Origin of the sequence: Streptomyces sp. NPDC059989, from assembly GCF_042736975.1 — a bacterium.
Lineage (GTDB): Bacteria > Actinomycetota > Actinomycetes > Streptomycetales > Streptomycetaceae > Streptomyces.
In genome coordinates, this window is the sequence record NZ_JBHWUO010000010.1 from 137,258 (window position 1) to 154,543 (window position 17,286).

At 74.8% G+C, this 17,286-nt stretch carries 17 protein-coding genes; 12 read left to right on the forward strand and 5 right to left on the reverse strand.

Translation table 11 applies throughout. From position 1 onward, the window contains the following. The first annotated feature begins 2 nt into the window (after positions 1-2). The 7 genes from ACFWBN_RS11650 to ACFWBN_RS11680 all read left to right on the forward strand — a co-directional run bounded on the left by ACFWBN_RS11650 (position 3) and on the right by ACFWBN_RS11680 (position 9,390). Positions 3-851, forward strand: a complete 849-nt coding sequence (locus ACFWBN_RS11650) for an alpha/beta fold hydrolase (RefSeq protein WP_385174383.1) — start codon at positions 3-5, stop codon at positions 849-851. After that, positions 848-2,038, forward strand: coding sequence for a glycosyltransferase (locus tag ACFWBN_RS11655; protein WP_385174386.1), 1,191 nt, complete (start codon positions 848-850; stop codon positions 2,036-2,038). Before ACFWBN_RS11650 ends, ACFWBN_RS11655 begins: the two co-directional genes overlap by 4 nt. Continuing rightward, positions 2,035-3,936 carry a methyltransferase domain-containing protein gene (locus ACFWBN_RS11660; protein WP_385174389.1) on the forward strand — a complete coding sequence of 634 codons (1,902 nt, stop codon included), beginning with the start codon at positions 2,035-2,037 and terminating at the stop codon, positions 3,934-3,936. Before ACFWBN_RS11655 ends, ACFWBN_RS11660 begins: the two co-directional genes overlap by 4 nt. Continuing rightward, positions 3,933-5,021 carry a galactokinase gene (locus ACFWBN_RS11665; protein WP_385174391.1) on the forward strand — a complete coding sequence of 363 codons (1,089 nt, stop codon included), beginning with the start codon at positions 3,933-3,935 and terminating at the stop codon, positions 5,019-5,021. Before ACFWBN_RS11660 ends, ACFWBN_RS11665 begins: the two co-directional genes overlap by 4 nt. 99 nt (positions 5,022-5,120) lie before the next feature. Then, on the forward strand, positions 5,121-6,335 hold the full coding sequence (locus ACFWBN_RS11670) for an alkaline phosphatase family protein (protein WP_385174394.1): 1,215 nt from the start codon (positions 5,121-5,123) through the stop codon (positions 6,333-6,335). 11 nt (positions 6,336-6,346) lie between these two features. Beyond that, complete coding sequence (locus tag ACFWBN_RS11675) at positions 6,347-7,699, forward strand: MFS transporter (protein WP_385174397.1); 1,353 nt, start codon at positions 6,347-6,349, stop codon at positions 7,697-7,699. Between the two features lie 776 nt (positions 7,700-8,475). Further along, positions 8,476-9,390 (forward strand): SDR family oxidoreductase, encoded by a 915-nt coding sequence (locus ACFWBN_RS11680; protein WP_385174400.1) that lies wholly within the window; start codon positions 8,476-8,478, stop codon positions 9,388-9,390. 23 nt (positions 9,391-9,413) lie between these two features. On the opposite strand, the gene ACFWBN_RS11685 is transcribed toward ACFWBN_RS11680, so the two are convergent. Continuing rightward, a complete protein-coding gene (locus ACFWBN_RS11685) occupies positions 9,414-10,025 on the reverse strand; it encodes an RDD family protein (RefSeq protein ID WP_385174403.1) in 612 nt (203 codons plus the stop codon). 263 nt (positions 10,026-10,288) lie between these two features. On the opposite strand from ACFWBN_RS11685, the gene ACFWBN_RS11690 reads away from it, so the two are divergent. Continuing rightward, entirely contained in the window at positions 10,289-11,071 is a 783-nt protein-coding gene (locus ACFWBN_RS11690; protein ID WP_385174406.1) for a TetR/AcrR family transcriptional regulator, read from the forward strand. Here ACFWBN_RS11690 and ACFWBN_RS11695 read toward each other — a convergent pair. Beyond that, positions 11,058-12,209, reverse strand: a complete 1,152-nt coding sequence (locus ACFWBN_RS11695; protein WP_385174410.1) for an enoyl-CoA hydratase/isomerase family protein — start codon at positions 12,207-12,209, stop codon at positions 11,058-11,060. The two genes, ACFWBN_RS11690 and ACFWBN_RS11695, sit on opposite strands and share 14 nt — an antisense overlap. On the opposite strand from ACFWBN_RS11695, the gene ACFWBN_RS11700 reads away from it, so the two are divergent. After that, complete coding sequence (locus ACFWBN_RS11700) at positions 12,208-12,774, forward strand: dihydrofolate reductase family protein (protein WP_385174413.1); 567 nt, start codon at positions 12,208-12,210, stop codon at positions 12,772-12,774. The genes ACFWBN_RS11695 and ACFWBN_RS11700 overlap by 2 nt on opposite strands. Here ACFWBN_RS11700 and ACFWBN_RS11705 read toward each other — a convergent pair. Further along, a complete protein-coding gene (locus tag ACFWBN_RS11705) occupies positions 12,759-13,508 on the reverse strand; it encodes an AraC family transcriptional regulator (RefSeq protein ID WP_385174416.1) in 750 nt (249 codons plus the stop codon). The two genes, ACFWBN_RS11700 and ACFWBN_RS11705, sit on opposite strands and share 16 nt — an antisense overlap. A 54-nt stretch (positions 13,509-13,562) precedes the next feature. On the opposite strand from ACFWBN_RS11705, the gene ACFWBN_RS11710 reads away from it, so the two are divergent. Genes ACFWBN_RS11710 through ACFWBN_RS11720 form a run of 3 tightly spaced genes read left to right on the forward strand, consistent with a single transcriptional unit; the run spans position 13,563 to position 15,855 of the window. Continuing rightward, on the forward strand, positions 13,563-14,765 hold the full coding sequence (locus ACFWBN_RS11710; RefSeq protein WP_385174419.1) for an MFS transporter: 1,203 nt from the start codon (positions 13,563-13,565) through the stop codon (positions 14,763-14,765). Positions 14,766-14,789: 24 nt separating this feature from the next. Continuing rightward, positions 14,790-15,239, forward strand: coding sequence for a MarR family winged helix-turn-helix transcriptional regulator (locus ACFWBN_RS11715; protein ID WP_385174422.1), 450 nt, complete (start codon positions 14,790-14,792; stop codon positions 15,237-15,239). Between the two features lie 31 nt (positions 15,240-15,270). After that, the gene (locus ACFWBN_RS11720; RefSeq protein ID WP_385174425.1) at positions 15,271-15,855 is read left to right on the forward strand and encodes a hydrolase; all 585 of its coding nucleotides are present in this window, start codon (positions 15,271-15,273) and stop codon (positions 15,853-15,855) included. On the opposite strand, the gene ACFWBN_RS11725 is transcribed toward ACFWBN_RS11720, so the two are convergent. Together ACFWBN_RS11725 and ACFWBN_RS11730 are read right to left on the reverse strand one after the other, a co-directional pair. Continuing rightward, complete coding sequence (locus ACFWBN_RS11725) at positions 15,833-16,288, reverse strand: ATP-binding protein (RefSeq protein WP_385174428.1); 456 nt, start codon at positions 16,286-16,288, stop codon at positions 15,833-15,835. The two genes, ACFWBN_RS11720 and ACFWBN_RS11725, sit on opposite strands and share 23 nt — an antisense overlap. 28 nt (positions 16,289-16,316) lie before the next feature. Further along, a complete protein-coding gene (locus tag ACFWBN_RS11730) occupies positions 16,317-16,688 on the reverse strand; it encodes an STAS domain-containing protein (protein ID WP_385174431.1) in 372 nt (123 codons plus the stop codon). Positions 16,689-17,286: the final 598 nt, after the last annotated feature.

The window sequence follows — 17,286 nt, forward strand, 5'->3', positions numbered from 1 at the left end:
CGATGGCCTTCGTCCTCGCGGACTCCCTCCGCGTCCACGTCCAGCGGCTCCCGGCCACCGCCGGCACCGGCAGCTCCGCCGACCAGCCCGTCGTCGTCTTCCTGCACGGCCTGGTCGTCGACAACCTGTCCTCCTTCTACTGTCCGCTGGCCGTGCCGGTGGCCCGGGCCGGGCACGAGGTCGTCCTCTACGACCTGCGCGGCCACGGCCGCACCGAGCGCCCGCCCGCCGGCTACGACAGCCGCACCGCCGTACGGGACCTCTTCGCGCTGCTCGGCGCGCTGGACCTCGGGCGGCGCCCGGTGCACCTGGTCGGCAACAGCTACGGCGGGACCCTCGCCCTGCACGCCGCCCTGGCCCGGCCCGACCTCGTCGCAGGGCTCACCCTGCTCGAACCCCCGCTCGGCGGGGCGTGGGTGGAGAACATGGTGGACACCCTGTCCGCCGCCGCCCTCAGCCTGGAGGACAGTCCGGTTCCGGCGGAGCTGCTCACCCTGCGCCTGCGCAAGGCCGCGCACCTCACGGCCATCGCCGACGACCTGCTCAACCGCACGACCCTGATCGACGACATCGCCGCGAGCCGCACCTTCACCCCCGCCGACTACGCCCGGCTCCACTGCCCGGTCCTGATCGTCTGCGGGGAGCACTCCGAACTGGTGCCGGGCGCCCGGGAACTGGCCCGGCACGCCGCGCACGGCAGCCTGCGGATCCTGCCGGGCCTGGGGCACGACGTCCTCAAGGAGAGCAGCGGGGCGCTACGGGAGGCCGTGCTCGCCCATCTCGACGCGACGGCCGCACCCGCGGCCCCGGTGGCGGCGGCCCGGCCGCGGGTGGGAGCGCTGGTCCCATGAGGGTGCTGTTCACGGTGCCGCCGCTGGCGGGGCACGTCAATCCGACCGTGGCCGTCGGGGCCGAACTGGCCGCCCGGGGCCACGAGATCGCCTGGACCGGGCCGGCTTCGGCGCTGGCCGGGCTGCTGCCGCCGTCGGCCCGGATCCTGCCGGCCGGCGAGGAGGCGGGCGGCGGCTACTCGGCGCTGCACGCGCGCTGGCGCGATCTGCGCGGGGTGGGGGCGCTGCGCTTCCTGTGGGAGGAGGCGCTGGTCCCGCTGGCCCGGGCGATGGTGCCGGGGGTGACCCGGGCGGTCCGCGCCTTCGAGCCGGACGTGATGGTCGCGGACCAGCAGGCCCTGGCCGGGCCGCTGGTCGCCCGGCGGCTCGGCGTCCCGTGGGCGACGTCCGCGAGCACCTCGGCCGAACTCACCCGGCCCTTCGCCGACTTCCCGAAGGTCGGGGAGTGGGTGGCGGAGCGGATCTCGGGCCTGCTCCGGGAGTTCGGGGCGGACGGCCCGGACGGGGACGGCGGTGAGGGGGGCCGGGAGTGGGATCCGCGCTTCTCCGACCGGCTGGTCCTGGTCTTCTCGACTCCCGAACTCGTGGGAGCGGACGGCGGCTTCCCGCCCCACTACGCCTTCGTCGGCCCGGCCTTCGGGGCCCGGCCGACGGCCTCCGGATTCCCCTGGCAGCGGCTGGACCCGGCCCGGCGGCGGGTGCTGGTCTCCCTGGGCACCCTCAACCAGGAGGCGGGCGGCCGCTTCTACGGCGCGGTGCTGGGCGCGGCCGAGCGGCTGGCGGCGGAGGTGCAGCTGGTGCTGGCGGCGCCGGCCGCCCTGGTCGGGGCCGCGCCGGACCACGTACTGCTCCAGGAGCGCGTCCCGCAGCTGGAGTTGCTGCCGCACCTGGACGCGGTGGTCTGCCACGGCGGCCACAACACCGTCTGCGAGGCCCTCGCGTACGGACTGCCGCTGGTGGTCGCGCCGATCCGCGACGACCAGCCGATCGTGGCCCAGCAGGTCGTCCGCGCCGGGGCCGGGGTCCGGGTGCGGTTCGGCCGGACCCGGGCCGAGGAACTGCGGGACGCGCTCACGGCCGTGCTGGACGAACCCGGCCCCCGCCGGTCCGCCCGGCGGATCCAGGCCTCATTCGCCGCGGCGGGCGGTGCCGCCGCCGCGGCCGACCGGTTGGAGAAGCTGATATGACCCCACCCCCGATTTTCCGGAGCCGGAGCCTGGGCGGAGTCCCGGCCCGGGTCCCGGTCCGGGTCCGGTGGACCTCCGCGGTGCTGCTGGCCGCGCTCGGCGCGGGCACCTTACGGGCCGGTCGCCGGCTCCGGGCGATCCCGGTGCTGCCGGTCGTCCCGCCCACGGCGGCCGGGGTGCCGCGGGCCGCCGGGTGGCGGCTGCTCACCGCGCGGGGGGTCGAGCCCGACGCGGCCACCTTCCTCGCCGCGTGCGTGCACGCCGACCGGGAGGGCCTGCGGGTGCTGGACCTGGTGCCCGGGGATCTGGCCGCCGAGCGGGCGCTGGGGCTGCTGCGCCTGGTCGATCCCGCCCGGTACCGGGAGGATCGGCTCGGCGAGGGGCGCGGGGCCGGGTTCGCGGTGCTCGTCGCCGACGAGGTGCTCGAACGGGCCGGGGTGGATCCGGGCGGGCCGCGCCCGGGTCCGGCGGAACTCCTCGCTCTCACCCGCCGTTTGAAGGAGTACGCGGCCGGGGCCACGGGGCTGGCCATCGCGCCGGCGTTGAGCTGTGGGCCGGAGGTGGATGCCGCCGGGCCCGCGCGGGCCGCCGAGCTGCGGGCCCAGGGGCTGCCGCCGCGGGCGCTCGCCGCCGCGCAGCTGTGCGGGCTGGCGCTGCTCGCGGGGGTCGCCGTACGCCAGGGCCGGTGGGGGGCGGCCGCGGCCGGGCTGTACTGGCTCCAGCCGTACCTCGCCCTCGGGGGGCCCGGCTCCCCGCTGCGACCCGCCGATCTGGCCCGGGCCACCGCCGCCCGGCCGGTGCGCTCCCTCGGCGCCGCCCTGCGTACGGCCGCGGCGGCCGACCGGACCGGGTCCGGCGGTCCGCAGGCCGCGCGGGCCTCCGCCTACCGGGACGATCTGGCCGCCGGGACCGACCGGTTCTTCGAACCGCGCCGCCAGGACTGCCCGTGGTGCGGCTCCGACCGGCTGTCCGTCCGGGTCCGAATGCCCGATCAACTCCAGGGCAAGCCGGGCCGGTTCACGCTGGAGCAGTGCGGGGACTGCGGACACGTCTTCCAGAACCCCCGGCTGACGGTGGAGGGGCTGGAGTTCTACTACCGCGACTTCTACGACGGGCGGGGCGGCGAGGGAGCGGGCACGGTCTTCGGCCGGCTGGGCGCCGCCTACCGGGGGCGCGCCGAGATGCTCCTCCCCCACGCCGAGCCGGCGTCCTGGCTCGATGTGGGCACGGGGCACGGGCACTTCTGCAACGCGGCGCGGGCCGTCTGGCCGCTGACCCGGTTCGACGGGCTCGACATGGGCGACGGGGTCCTCGAGGCGGAGCGCCGCGGCTGGGTGGAGACCGGATTCCAGGGGCAGTTCCCGGAGTTCGCGTCGAAGCTGGCGGGCCGGTACGAGGTGGTCAGCATGTACCACTACCTGGAGCACACCCGGGATCCGTTCGCCGAACTGGACACGGCGGCGGCCGTCCTCGCCCCCGGCGGGCACCTGGCCATCGAACTGCCCGACCCGGAATCGCGGATGGCCCGGCTCCTCGGCCCGGCGTGGCTGCCGTGGTTCCAGCCGCAGCACCAGCACCTGATCCCGGCCGCGAACCTGCGCGAGGCGCTGGCCGACCGGGGATTCACCGTCCTCGCCGAGGAACACGGCCCGGCCCACCAGGGCAACGACTTCTTCGGCGCGGTGGCCCTGACGGCGACCCGCCTGGCCCCGGACCCGGACCGCCCCTGGGGACCCCCGCCCACTCCCCGCACCCGCGCCCTCGCGGCCGCGGTTCGCGCCGGCGCCCTCCCCCTGTTCGCCGGCGCGGTGGTCCTCGACGCCCTGCGCACCGCGGCCGCCCACCACACGGACGGCGGCAACGCCTACCGCCTCCTGGCCCGCAAGGCCCTCCGATGACGCCCCCCGCCCCCGCGGGAGGGGCCCCGCCGGCCCCCGGCCGCCCCGGCGCCGCCGCCCGCACGGGCAACGCGGACAGCGCTCACCCCGCCGGAGGCGGACCGGGCCAGGGGGCAACCCCCAGGCCGGTCGACCCCGCCGCAGGCGAACCGGGGCGGGGGACCACCCCCAAACCAGTCGAGCCCGCCGGAGGCGACCTGGCTCGGAGGGCCACCGCCGATCCGCTGTTCCGGCTCGTCGCCTACGCCCTCGAAGCCGCGCACGGGCGGCCCCCCGCCGCCGTGTGGAGCGCCCCGTACGCCTTCCACCTCGGCTCGCCCGGGCTCGTCGCGGCCGCCGGGTGGCCCACGGCCGCAGCCGCGGCTCCCCGTACCGACGGGCTGGTGCGGCTCAGTTCCCTCTCCCACCCCGCCGACAGCTGCGATCTGCCGCTGTCCCTGTCCGGGCCGCCCCCGGCCGCGCCCGCCTGGGCCGCACGCCCGTACGCCGTCCTGCGGGCCCTCGCCCGGGCCGGCTACGGCCGCGGCGGGACCGATCTCCACGTGCAGGGCTCGCTCACGGCGGCCGCCGGGCTGGCCACGGCCGAGCCCGCCGACTGCGCGATGGCGCTCGCCGTGGCCGACGCCCACATGCCGGCCGGCGAGCAGCCGGACCGCGCCCACCTGGCCCGGCTGCTCGCCGATGCCCTGCCGGAGGGCGACGACACCCTGCGCCGGGCGGCGCTCTTCGCCCTGCCCGGCAAGGCCCTGCTGCTCGCCGCGGAGCCCCGAGGGCACCGGTACGTCACCTTCGACCCGGCCGCCTCGGGCGCACGGCTGGTGCTCGTCGCCGTCCGCGGCGAACCGGCGGACCGGCCCGCCGACCTGGCCCGGGCCGTGGCCTGCGCCCGCCGGGCGGGGGCCCTGAGCGCCTGGCCACCCGGCCCGGCGCAACAACAGCCGGGGCGGAGCGTACTGGTGCTGCTGCCCGAGGCACGACTGGCGGCGGTGCGGGCCGCGGTCGCGGAGGACTTCCGCGACCGGGAGCGGCCCGTACCGCGGTTCCTGAACATCGCCGTGGCCGGTGCGGCCCGGCGCGAGGAATGACACGAGAAGGAGGAACCACCCATGCCCACCCCCTCACCAACACCGACTCCGACTCCGACGGCGGCGCGCGCGAGACGCGGGGCCCGACGGTCCGCGATCGTGGCCGCACTCGGCGCCCTCGGCCTGCTGGGCGCCTTCACCGTCGCCAACTCCCAGGCCGCCGAGAGCGGTTCCACCGTGGCGACCCCCGCCGCGGCCGCGCTGCCGACGTACGACCACGTCGTGGTCGTCGTGTACGAGAACAAGCAGTACGGCGAGATCATCGGCAGCGCGAACGCCCCGTACATCAACCAGCTGGCGAACGCCGGCGCCAGCCTGACCGGCATGAAGGCGCTGACCCACCCCAGCCAGCCCAACTACTTCAACCTCTTCTCCGGCGCCACCCAGGGCATCACGGGGGACGGCTGCTACACGCCGCAGTCGATGACGGCGCCGAACCTCGGCCAGGAGGTGATCGCGGCCGGCAAGACCTTCGCGACGTACAACGAGGACCTGCCGGCCGAGGGTTCCACGGCCTGCACGAACGGCCAGTACGCCCAGAAGCACAACCCGTGGTTCGCCTTCAAGAACGTGCCGCTGAACACCGGCAAGACGTGGGCGCAGTTCCCGCAGAACAACTTCGCCGCCCTGCCGAACCTGTCCTTCATCGTTCCCAACCAGTGCAACGACATGCACTCGTGCTCGGTGTCCACGGGCGACACCTGGACGAAGAACAACATCGACGCCTACGCGCAGTGGGCGAAGGCCAACAACAGCCTGCTGGTGCTGACGTGGGACGAGGACAACTACCTCGGGTCGAACCAGATCGCCACCGTCTTCTACGGAGCGAACGTCAAGACGGGCAAGTACACCACCGCCTTCAACCACCACCACCTGCTGCGCACCTTCGAGGACCTGTTCGGCACGGCCACGCACGCGGGCAACGCGGCCAACGTCCAGCCGATCAGCGAGGTGTTCGGCGACTCCACTCCGACCCCGACCCCCACGCCGACGCCCACACCCACGCCCACCCCGACACCGACTCCCACCCCGACCCCGACGCCGACCCCCGGTGACCTGAAGCTGGCCAACCCGGGTCCGCAGACCTGCAAGTTCAACCAGTCCTGCACCATCCAGCTCACCGCCACCGGCGGCAAGTCCCCGATCCGGTACGCGGCCACCGGCCTGCCCTGGGGCCTGAGCGTCGACGCCGCCACCGGCCGGATCAGCGGCAAGCCGTGGGGCAGCGGCACGGTCCAGATCACCGCGACCGCCACCGACTCCACGGGCGCCACCGTCACCGCCGCGTTCCCGCTCACCGTCAACTGGTTCTGAGGGAGGCATCCGTGTACCTGTCGACCAGCCGGGCCGCGGACACGGCCGGACGGCGTCCCCCGGCCCCGAGAGGCCCGCTGCGGGCCGTCCCCGGCACCGTGTTCGCGCTCGGCCTGGTCAGCCTGGTCACGGATGTCTCGGCCGAGATGGTCACCTCCGTCCTGCCGCTGTACCTGATGGCCGGACTCGGCATGTCCCCGCTCGCGTTCGGCGCCCTGGACGGGCTCCACCAGGGCGCCACCGCGCTGCTGCGCCTCGCGGGCGGCCGGATCGCGGACCGCACCCGCCGCCGCAAGCTGGTGGCGGGCTTCGGCTACGCGCTCTCCGCCGCCTGCAAGGCGGCCCTGCTCGCCGTCACCACCCCCTGGTCGGTGGCGGCGGTGCTCGCCGCCGACCGCACCGGCAAGGGCCTGCGCACCGCGCCGCGCGACGCGCTGATCTCACTGTCCTGCCCGCCGGAGGAACAGGGCCGCGCCTTCGGGGTGCACCGCGCACTGGACACGGCGGGCGCACTGCTGGGCCCGCTGGCCGCGTTCGGGGTGCTGTGGGTGGCCGTGGACGGGTACGAGGCCGTGTTCACCGTGAGCTGCTGCATCGCGGTGCTGGGCGTGGTGGTGCTGGCCCTGTTCGTGCGGGAGGCCCCGGCGCCTGCCACCCGCACCCCGCTGCCGCCCGTCCGGACCCTGCTACGGATCCCCGGCCTGCGGCGGCTGTGCGCGACGGCCGCGGCGCTCGGCCTGTTCACCGTCGGCGACGCCTTCCTCTATCTGCTGCTCCAGCGCCGGCTCGACCTGCCCGCGGCGTACTTTCCGCTGCTGCCCGTCGGTACGGCGGCCGTGTTCCTGCTGGCCGCGCTGCCCCTGGGACGGTTCGCCGACCGGCTGGGCCGGCGCCGGGTGTTCCTCGCCGGGCACGTGCCGCTGCTCGGCGCCTGCCTGCTGCTCCTGGCTCCGCTGCCGGCCGGTCCCCCGCTCGTCTTCGGCGTGCTCGCCCTCCTCGGCCTGTTCTACGCGGCCACCGACGGGGTCCTGATGGCCGCCGCCGGGCCGCTGCTTCCGGCGGAGCTGCGCACCACCGGGCTGGCGGTGCTGCAGACCGCGCAGGCCCTGGCCCGGTTCGCGGGCTCCCTCCTGTTCGGGGCCGCCTGGACCCTGTGGGGGCCGGGCACCGCGCTGGCGGCCGCGGCGGGCTCGCTGGCCGCCGTCCTGGCCGTCGTCTGCCTGCTCACGTCGACGCGGCCGGGCGGGCCACGTGCAACCAGGCGTGGTACCAGCCGTCGGCTTCCCTGGCCTCCCTCCCCGCCGGGTCCACGCCCCGCGCGGCCAGCGCCGCGAGGACCCGGCTCTGCTCCTCCGGACCGGTGAACCGGCGCTGGCGGTAGCTGACGGGCGAGCGCCGGTCGGTCAGCCCCAGCCCCTCCAGACAGGCGGTGACCGGCCCGTAGTCGTGGTGGCGGAGCACGAAGGAGGCCACCGGGGCCCGGCCCGCCGTGGCCGCCACCAGCGGCCCGTAGGTGCGGCCGGTCAGGAAGCTGCTGCCGCCCGTCACGGTGATCAGCCCGGCGCCCGCCGCCGCGCGCAGCAGCCCGGGGCTCGGGGCGGCCGTCTCCAGGTTCTCCGCGTACCCCTCGGCGAGGAGCCCCACGGCCACCGCGTAGGCGATCGCGGGCGCCGAGGCATCGACCCCGATCACCCGCAGCGGGTCGGCCAGCCGCCGGGACGCGTAGAACTCCCGGTCCCAGGCAATGAGTTCGCCCGCCGGAAGGTCGGCGGCCGCGGGCCGCGCGTAGTGCTCGTACAGGTCGGCCAGGGTCAGGTCGCAGGTGAGCAGCGCCGCGTTGATGCCGTAGGAGCAGCACAGGTCCAGCACGGTGTGCGGCCCCGGGCCCAGTTCGTCCAGCAGCTCGCGGAAGAGGTGCTGTGCGTGGTGCGGGGTCTGGTAGGCGTACGGGCGGAGCCGGGTGAAGTAGCCGCGCGGGTCGGGCAGGGCGTAGACCTCGTCGAAGCTCGTCATCAGTGCGGTGGCCATGGGGCGTGCCTCCCTGGAGGGGACGGGAACCCCAGTCGTAGCCTGCGCCCCGGCCACCCCGAAAGGGCGTCGATCCGGCCATCCCCGCCCGTCCGGGCATAGGCTCGCCCGCATGTCGGGAACTCTTGAGGGCAAGGTCGCCCTGGTCGCGGGCGGCACCCGGGGAGCGGGCCGGGGCATCGCCGTGCAACTGGGCGCGCGGGGCGCGACGGTGTACGTGTCGGGCCGCAGCACCGGGGGCAGGCGTTCGGAGTACGACCGGCCCGAGACGGTGGAGGAGACCGCCGAGCTGGTCACGGCGGCGGGCGGTGCGGGGATCCCCGTGGTCGCCGATCATCTGGTGCCGGGCGAGGTCGAGGCGCTGGTGGGGCGGATCGACACCGAGCGGGGGCGCCTTGACGTCCTCGTCAACGACATCTGGGGCGGGGAGCGGCTCTTCGAGTGGGAGAGCCCGGTCTGGGAGCACGACCTGGACAACGGCCTGCGGCTGCTGCGCCTGGCGGTGGAGACCCACGCCGTCACCAGCCATTTCGCGCTGCCGCTGCTGCTGCGCGAGCCGGGCGGGCTGGTGGTGGAGATGACGGACGGCACCGCCGAGTACAACGCGACCCGCTACCGGAATTCGTTCTTCTACGACATCGCCAAGTCCTCGGTCCTGCGGATGGCGTTCGCGCTGGGCCACGAGCTCGGGCCGCGCGGGGCCACGGCGGTGGCACTGACGCCTGGCTGGCTGCGCTCGGAGATGATGCTCGACGCCTTCGGCGTGACGGAGGCGACCTGGCGGGACGCGCTGGCGAAGGTCCCGCACTTCGCCATCTCCGAGACCCCGTCGTACGTGGGCCGCGCGGTCGCGGCGCTCGCCGCGGACCCGGAGGTGGCGCGCTGGAACGGGCAGTCCCTGTCCAGCGGCCAACTCGCCGGGGTCTACGGCTTCACGGACCTGGACGGCAGCCGTCCGGACGCCTGGCGCTACATGGTCGAGGTCCAGGACCCCGGCCTGCCCGCCGATCCGACCGGCTACCGCTAGGGGTGTCGCCGTGCCGCCGGTTCTCAGCCCTTGGGGACCGTGATGACGAGGGTGTTGCACACCTTGTCGGCGAAGGTCTGCTTCTTCTCGTCCCACAGCGGCCACAGGTAGCCGATGTAGCAGGCGATGCCGTCGAGGAAGTGCGCCAGCTTGCGGACGAAGGCCATGCCGAAGCCGAGCGGCTGGCCGTCGGCCTCGCGGCGGACACTGATGCCGACGGCCTTCTTGCCGATGCTCTGGCCGGTCTTGCCCTCGAGGTAGAGCTGGTAGAAGCCCATCGCGATGGCGTACAGCACGCCGATGAGGAAGAAGAACCCGGGCTCGTCCGGGTTGTCGCTGGTGGCGAGATCGATGAAGCCCAGCGCGTACATCGGGCCGGCGGTGATCAGACCGTCGAGCAGGGTGGCGCCCACGCGAAGGCCCCAATGGGCCAGCGGCGGCATCCCCATGCCGGGCATGCCCATGGGCGGCATACCGGGGGCACCCGCCGGCGGGTACGCGCCGTACGGCGGCGGCGTCTGCTGCTGGGGGTAGCCGTACTGCGGGGGCACGCCCTGGGGCGCCTGCTGCGGGTAGCCGGGCCGGCCCTGCGGGGGCTGCTGGCCGTACGGGTTGTTCGGGTCGCCGAAGCTCATGGCGAAGTCTCTCCAGGGGGACGACAAATGGGGACGAAGCGGAGTGGAGGCACCGGTGTCCGGATCAGCGGTGCGCCTGCGTGCCCCCGTGCTGCCGCGATCATGCAGCCCTCATGGTGTTCGTCGCACCGGCTTCTGTCCAATTCCGGTTGTCCGGGAACCGATGCCCTCCGCACCGCTACATCCCCGCCACACCTCCGCCACACGTGTGGACGCCGTACGCATGATGCGTACGGCGTTCGCACATGCGCTAGGGTGGAGACATGCCAGCCGACGAGAAGCACCAGAGCGAGCAGAGCCCCGGCGCATCCGCCGCGTCCGCCGGGTCCGCCGTCCCCTCCGTCTGGGCGCGCCCGCGCCGCCGCAAGGAGCAGCAGCCGGCGCTCAGCCAGGCCCAGATCGTCTCTACGGCCGTGCGCCTCCTCGACGCCGAGGGCATCGAGGCGCTGAGCATGCGCAAGCTCGGCACCGAGATGGGCGCCGCCGCCACCTCGCTGTACCGGCACGTGGCCAACAAGGACGAGCTCATCGAGCTGGTCGTGGACGAGGTCTACGGCGAGCTGGAGGTGCCGGAGCCGGCCGGCCCCGACGCGTGGCGCGAGGCCCTGGCCCACAGCGGGCACAGCCTGCGCGACATGGTCCTGCGCCACCCCTGGGTGGCCTCGGTCCTCGGCCAGGTCGGTCTGGCCTACCTGGGTCCGAACCTGATGCGCATGTCGGAGCGGATGCTGAGGCTGGCCCAGGCGGCCGGCTTCCCGCCCGGCGAGGCGGACCTCGCGATGAAGGCGGTCATCTCGTACGTCATCGGCGCCACCACCAGCGAGGCCTCCTACCTCTCCCTCCTCGCCCGCAGCGGGAAGACCGAGGCGCAGTGGCTGGAGTCGCTGCTGCCCGCCGCCCAGGAGGCCCTGGACGGGCACCCGTTGACGCAGGACCACGCCGCCTCCCGGCAGGGCGTGGACCCGGCGCGGATGCGCGAGGAGAACTTCGACTACGGGCTCCAGCGGGTCCTGGACGGCCTGGAGGTCCGGCTCAGCCGCGGTTGAAGTCGCCGTCCGGCAGCCTGAGTTCGCGTTCCTCCCCGAGCGGCGCGAAGAACCGTTCCACGTCCGCGTCGGACACGTCCGCCAGCGCCGGGGGCGACCAGCGCGGCCTGCGGTCCTTGTCGACGACCTGGGCCCGGATGCCCTCGACCAGATCGGGCGAGCGCAGCGCGTTGCAGGAGACGCGGAACTCCTGGGCCAGCGCCCGCTCCAGCGAGCCGAGGCCTTCGGCGCGGCGCAGGGCGGCGAGGGTGACCTTGAGCGCGGTCGGGGACTTGGCCAGGATCGTCTCGGCGGCCTCCTTGGCGGCCGGCTCGCCCTCCCCGAGCAGCCGTTCCACGATCTCCTCGACGGTGCCGGCCGCGTAGCAGCGGTCGATCCAGGGCCGCCCGCCCGCGAGTTCACCGGGCGGTGGCGTGGCGGCGTACCGCGGCAGCACCTCGTGGACGGGGGCCGTCGCGAGTGCGGCGGTCAGCTCCGGGAGCCGGGCGGCGGGGACGAAGTGGTCGGCGAGCCCGCACAGCAGCGCGTCGGCGGCCCCCACGGCGGCCCCGGTCAGGGCGAGATGGGTGCCGAGGCGGCCGGGGGCGCGGCCGAGCAGCCAGGTCCCGCCGACGTCGGGGACGAAGCCGATGCCGGTCTCGGGCATGGCCACGCGGGAGCGCTCGGTGACGATGCGGACCCCGCCGTGGGCCGAGAGCCCGACGCCGCCGCCCATGACGATCCCGTCCATGAGGGCCACGTACGGCTTGGGATAGCGGGCGATGCGGGCGTTGAGCCGGTACTCGTCGCGCCAGAAGTCGGCGGAGGCGGTGGTGCCGGCCTTGGCGTCGTCGTGGATCGCGCGGATGTCCCCGCCCGCGCACAGTCCGCGCTCGCCGGCGCCCCGGATCAGGACCTGCCGGACGGCGGGATCGGCCGCCCAGGCGGCGAGGGTCTCGTCGATGCGCTTCACCATGGGGTGGGTGAGCGCGTTCAGCGACCTGGGGCGGTTGAGGGTGACCACCCCGGTCCGGCCGTCGATGTGGAACAGGACGGTGTCTTCGGGCTGCACGTCGTCGGTCTTCACACCGGCCAGTATCTCCGCGCCCCGCGCCGCTCCCACCGCCGGACGGTTCCCGGGCGTAGCCTGGACCGCCATGCGGAAGATCATCCTCCTACTGTCGATGTCGCTGGACGGCTACACCGAGGGCCCCGAACGGCAGATCGACTGGCACGTCGTCGACGACGAACTGCACCAGCACTTCAACGACATGACCCGGACGCTGGGCGGCTTGCTGGAAGGCCGTACCACGTACGAACTGATGGAGGCGTACTGGCCGACGGCCGACGCCGATCCCGCGAGCGCCGGCCCGGTCGTCACCGAGTTCGCCGCGATCTGGCGGGACACGCCCAAGTACGTGTACTCGCGCACCCTGGAGCGGGTCGGCCCGAACGCCACGCTCGTACGGGACGTCGTCCCGGCCGAGGTGGCCGCCCTCAAGGCCGCCCCGGGCGGCGACCTCGCCGTCGGCGGGGCCCGGCTCGCCGCCGACTTCCTGCGCCACGACCTGGTGGACGCCTACCGGATCTACGTCCACCCGGTACGGATCGGGCGCGGCACACCGCTCTTCCAGCAGCTCGACTACGCCCCGGTACCGCTGCGCCTGGAGGGCACGCACACCTTCGGCAACGGCGTTGTGCAGCTGCGCTACGAACGGCCGTAGGCCCCCGGGGTGTCCCCGAACGCCCGCCGGAAGACGTCGATGAACGCGCTCGCCGACGACCAGCCGCAGCGGTGCGCGACCGCGGTCACCGGGGTGTCGACCGCCAGCAGCCTGAGCGCCTGGTGCAGCCGCAGCTGGGTGCGCCACTGCGGGAAGGTCATGCCCAGCTCGGCCCGGAACAGCCGGCTCAGCGTCCGCTCGCTCGCCCCGGCCCCCGACTCGGCGCCGAGCGCGGCCAGTCCGCGCGGGTCCGCCGGGTCGGCGTGCAGCAGGGCGCAGACCGCCGCGAGCCGCGGGTCGGCGGGCGCGGGCAGGTGCAGCGGCTGGAGCGGCGAGGCCCGCAGCTGGTCGAGGAGGACCGCCAGCATCCGGCGCCGCGCGGGGCTGCCGTCGTCCGGGGTCCGGGTGTAGGCCAGGATCAGCTCCCGCAGCAGCGGTCCCACGGCGATCACGGCCGGCGCGTCCAGGGACAGCGGGTTGAGGCGGGTCGGCAGGCCGACGCAGTGCAGGTCGGTGCGGCCGAACGCGCGGTGTTCGTGCACCGTCCCGGCCGGGATCCACAGGGCCCGGGTCGCTGGGGCCACCCAGGTGCCGGCGTCGGTGGTGATCGACAGCACCCCGCGGCCCGCGTAGGCGATCTGGTGGTCGTCGTGGCGGTGGGGGTCGACCCCGGTGTCGGTGTCGAGCGCGCGGATGTTGGTCGGGGCGCGCGGGGTGTGGCGGATTTTCTGCATCACCCGGCAATTTATCGGAAGCGCCGCACCCCCGGCCGCGGCGATTCTCAACCGGTGAACAAGAACAGCTTCCGTACCGCCGCCTTCTCGGCGGGTCACTCCTGCGTCGACGTGTACCAGGGCGCCGTCGCCGCACTCGTCCCCTTCCTCGTGGCGGAGCGCGCCTACGACTACGCCGCCGCGTCCGGCGTCGTGCTCGCCGCCTCGCTGCTCTCCTCCGTGGTCCAGCCGCTGTTCGGGATGCTGACCGACCGGTGGCCGATGCCCTGGCTGATACCGCTGGCCACGGCCGCGGCCGGGCTGGGCATCGCCCTCGTCGGCCTGGACGCGGGCTACCCGGCCACCGTGGCCGCCGTCGCCCTGTCGGGGCTGGGGGTCGCCGCGTACCACCCGGCGGCCGCCCGGCTGGTCCGTACGGCCCTGGGCGGGGCCGGGCACTCCGCGATGAGCTGGTTCGCCCTCGGCGGCAACGTCGGCTTCGCCTGCGCGCCGCTGCTGGTCGTGGGCGCCCTGGCGGTGCCCGGGGCGGCCGGCTGGTGGCTGCTCGCGCTTCCGGCGGCGCTCGGCGTCCTGCTCAACCTGCCGCGTTCGGCCGGGCGCCGCCGGGCCGCGCCGACGGACGCGCCCGCCGCCACGCCGCACGTCGGCGGGGAGAACCGGCCGGCGTTCCTGCGGCTCTCCCTCGTCGTGGTCGTCCGCTCCGTCGTCTTCATCGGCCTAAGCACCTTCATCGCGCTGTACGTACGCGAGCGCGGCGGCGGTGAAACCGCCGGCGCCGTGGCCCTGTTCGCCCTGTTCGCGGGCAGCGCGGGCGGCACCCTGCTCGGCGGCCGGCTCGCGGACCGCTGGGGCCGGGTCACCGCCGTCCGGCGGTCGTACGCCGCCGCCGTGCCCGCCGTCGCCGGGATCCTGTTCCTGCCGCTCCCGCTGGTGTACGTGTGCGCGGCGCTGGCGGCCGGCGCGCTGTACGTGCCGTTCTCCCTCCAGGTCACCCTGGGCCAGGACTACCTCCCGACGCGCATGGGCACCGCGAGCGGGGTCACCCTCGGCCTGACCGTCAGCGTCGGCGGCCTCGCGAGCCCGCTCATCGGCGCCGCCGCGGACGCCGCCTCGCTGCGCGTCGCCCTGCTGCCGCTGGCGGTGCTGCCGGCGGTGGCGTGGGCCCTGTCGCGGCGGCTGCCGGAGCCGTGCACCGAGCCTGGACCGACGGCCCCTGAGGACCTCCCCAAAACCACCAAGCCAGACTTGCAAGTTTGACTGTACGCCCCGTAATCTCACGACATGTCCGCATTGCATCCCCCTCCGGACATCCCGCCCCGCGATACCGCCGAGGAGCTCCAGCTGGCCCTCGGCATGCTGGTCCGGCAGCTGCGCGCCACCTCGGCCGGCAGCGGGGTGAGCCTGTCGCAGGTGTCCGTACTCAAGCGGCTCGACCGCCTCGGGCCCTCCACCGCCTCGGAGCTGGCGCGCGCCGAGCAGATCCGCCCGCAGTCGGTGATCGCCACGGTGAACGCCCTCCAGGCCGACGGGTACGTCACCCGCACCCCGCACCCCACCGACGGGCGCCGACTGCTCATCTCCCTCACCCCCGAGGGCCGGGCCTTCGTGGGCGAGCGGCGCCGGGCCGGCCACGGGCGGATCGCCGAACTGATCGCGGAACGGCTGAGCCCTGCCGAGCAGCGCCTGCTCGCCGAGGCGGTCCCGCTGCTGCGCCGCCTCGCCGAACACTGATCCTCCGCACGCACGCACCGAAGGAGCCTCCATGACGGCCGCCGACTCGCACCGCCTGAACCTCGGCAAGGACACCGCCCTGGTCCTCATCGACCTCCAGACGGGCATCCTGGCCCTGCCCACTGCCAAGCCCTCCGCCGAGATCCTCAAGAAGGGCCTCGCCCTCGCCGAGGCGTTCCACTCGCACAAGCTGCCCGTGGTCCTGGTCAAGGTCGCCTGGTCCCCCGACGGCGGCGACCTGCCCACCTCGAACGTGGACCGCCCGGGCCCCGCGTCCGCGCCGCCCGCCGCGTTCTCCGAGATCCCGGGCGAGCTGGCCGCGCTCGGCGACGTCGTCGTCACCAAGCGCCACTGGGGCGCCTTCACCGGGACCGAGCTCGACCTCCAGCTGCGCCGCCGCGGCATCCACCGCATCGTGCTGGCCGGCATCTCCACCAGCGTGGGCGTCGAGTCCACCGCCCGTACCGCCTGGGAGCACAGCTACGACCTGGTCTTCGCGGAGGACGCCACCGCCGACACGGACGCGGACTCGCACGCCCACAGCTTCGGCAAGATCTTCCCGCGCATCGGCAGGGTCAGCACCACCGACGAGATCATTGCCGCCCTTGATTCCTGACCGGCGCGGGAACGGCCACCTCCAGCCAGACGCACTTTCCGCCGGGCCACGGCCGGGAACCCCACCGGCTGGCCAGCCGTTCCACGATCAGCAGCCCGTGCCCGCCGGGCCGCCCCGCCTCCGCGGCCGAGCCCGCGCGCACGGGGACCGGTGGATCCGGGTTCCCGTCGGTCACCTCGATGCGCAGCCGCTCGTCGGTGCAGTCCAGCCGCAGGGCGCCCGGCCCGCCGCCGTGCAGGCAGGCGTTGGCGACCACCTCCGACACCAGCAGGAGCACGTCCTCCGCGGCCTCCTGCTCGGCCTCCGTCGCGGCCGGCAGCCAGTGCCAGGCGGCCAGCGCCCGACGGACGAAGTCACGACTGCGCGTCACGACGTCGGTGGTCCCGTCCAGCACCAGGGACCGGGTCCGGTCGGGTGACCCCCGCTGTTCCATGACGCTCAGGCTCCTCCGTGTCGACGCGCTAGCGGGACGGACCGCTGGACTCCCCCAGTGCGTCCGCAACATCGGCGTGTACGGGAAACAGCCCGTCCGCGCCGGTGATGTGGAACATCCGGGCGACGGGCCCGTGCAGCCCGGCCAGTTCCAGACTGCCGCCCGCCTCCCGGGCGGCGAGCCGGCTGTGCAGCAGCACGTTCAGCCCGGTGGAATCGCAGAACCCCAGCCCCGCCAGGTCCACCAACACCCGCCCACCAGGAGCGACCGCCGTATCGAGGGCATCCCGCAGGGGCCGCACCGTGTCATGGTCCAGCTCCCCGGCGACCTCGAGGACGACGGCACCGTCCGCCGCTCGCACCGCGACGGTAAAACGCTCACTGTCCGCTCGCGCGACCATCCGGCACCACCCTTCCGTCCACCTCTTGCCCCTTCCCAGAAGTTACAGCGATACGCCTCCCCACCACGATCTTCAGCCACGCGTCCCTTGCCGGCGTTCACGGCCGCGCCGGACGTCGAAGGCGAAAACCCTCGTGACCGCCCCGCCGAGCTCCTCCCGGCCGGCGAAGCCCCGGCGTGGCGTAGGCCCCGACCGGGTACGGCTGGTCCCGGTGAACGGCACGTCGGTCACGGCCGGACCGGGGGGACACTGCGCCACGGCTCGCGATCGCACGGAGCGCCGCCACGAGATCCAGCCGCTTGAGGTCCCAGACGCCCGAGCCGATCATCTCCTCCAGCGTCCTCAGGGGGTCGTGGTCGTCCTCGTCCAGCGGCCGCTCGATGTCCCTCCAGCCACGGCGGGTGAAGGGCAGGGCCGCGGCCGCCGCCACGATCCGCCGGCCGGCCGCCTCCGGAACCAGCTCGGTCCCTGCCCCTCCTTGCAGCCGTAGCTCAGGTCCACGAGCGCCACGGTCTACGCCGGGTACCCCATCTCGGCCGGACCGTGCAGAACGCCCACCTCGTCGTCGCCCTCGTTCTCGCCCGAGGCGTACATCTCG

Coding starts and splice junctions, on each gene's coding strand:
- ACFWBN_RS11680 (WP_385174400.1), top strand. CDS start 8,476: ATGTCGGGAACTCTTGAGGGCAAGGTCGCCCTGGTCGCGGGCGGCACC.
- ACFWBN_RS11705 (WP_385174416.1), bottom strand. CDS start 13,508: ATGCAGAAAATCCGCCACACCCCGCGCGCCCCGACCAACATCCGCGCG.
- ACFWBN_RS11730 (WP_385174431.1), bottom strand. CDS start 16,688: ATGGTCGCGCGAGCGGACAGTGAGCGTTTTACCGTCGCGGTGCGAGCG.
- ACFWBN_RS11665 (WP_385174391.1), top strand. CDS start 3,933: ATGACGCCCCCCGCCCCCGCGGGAGGGGCCCCGCCGGCCCCCGGCCGC.
- ACFWBN_RS11715 (WP_385174422.1), top strand. CDS start 14,790: ATGTCCGCATTGCATCCCCCTCCGGACATCCCGCCCCGCGATACCGCC.
- ACFWBN_RS11660 (WP_385174389.1), top strand. CDS start 2,035: ATGACCCCACCCCCGATTTTCCGGAGCCGGAGCCTGGGCGGAGTCCCG.
- ACFWBN_RS11655 (WP_385174386.1), top strand. CDS start 848: ATGAGGGTGCTGTTCACGGTGCCGCCGCTGGCGGGGCACGTCAATCCG.
- ACFWBN_RS11695 (WP_385174410.1), bottom strand. CDS start 12,209: ATGGCGGTCCAGGCTACGCCCGGGAACCGTCCGGCGGTGGGAGCGGCG.
- ACFWBN_RS11725 (WP_385174428.1), bottom strand. CDS start 16,288: ATGGAACAGCGGGGGTCACCCGACCGGACCCGGTCCCTGGTGCTGGAC.
- ACFWBN_RS11720 (WP_385174425.1), top strand. CDS start 15,271: ATGACGGCCGCCGACTCGCACCGCCTGAACCTCGGCAAGGACACCGCC.
- ACFWBN_RS11690 (WP_385174406.1), top strand. CDS start 10,289: ATGCCAGCCGACGAGAAGCACCAGAGCGAGCAGAGCCCCGGCGCATCC.
- ACFWBN_RS11650 (WP_385174383.1), top strand. CDS start 3: ATGGCCTTCGTCCTCGCGGACTCCCTCCGCGTCCACGTCCAGCGGCTC.
- ACFWBN_RS11700 (WP_385174413.1), top strand. CDS start 12,208: ATGCGGAAGATCATCCTCCTACTGTCGATGTCGCTGGACGGCTACACC.
- ACFWBN_RS11685 (WP_385174403.1), bottom strand. CDS start 10,025: ATGAGCTTCGGCGACCCGAACAACCCGTACGGCCAGCAGCCCCCGCAG.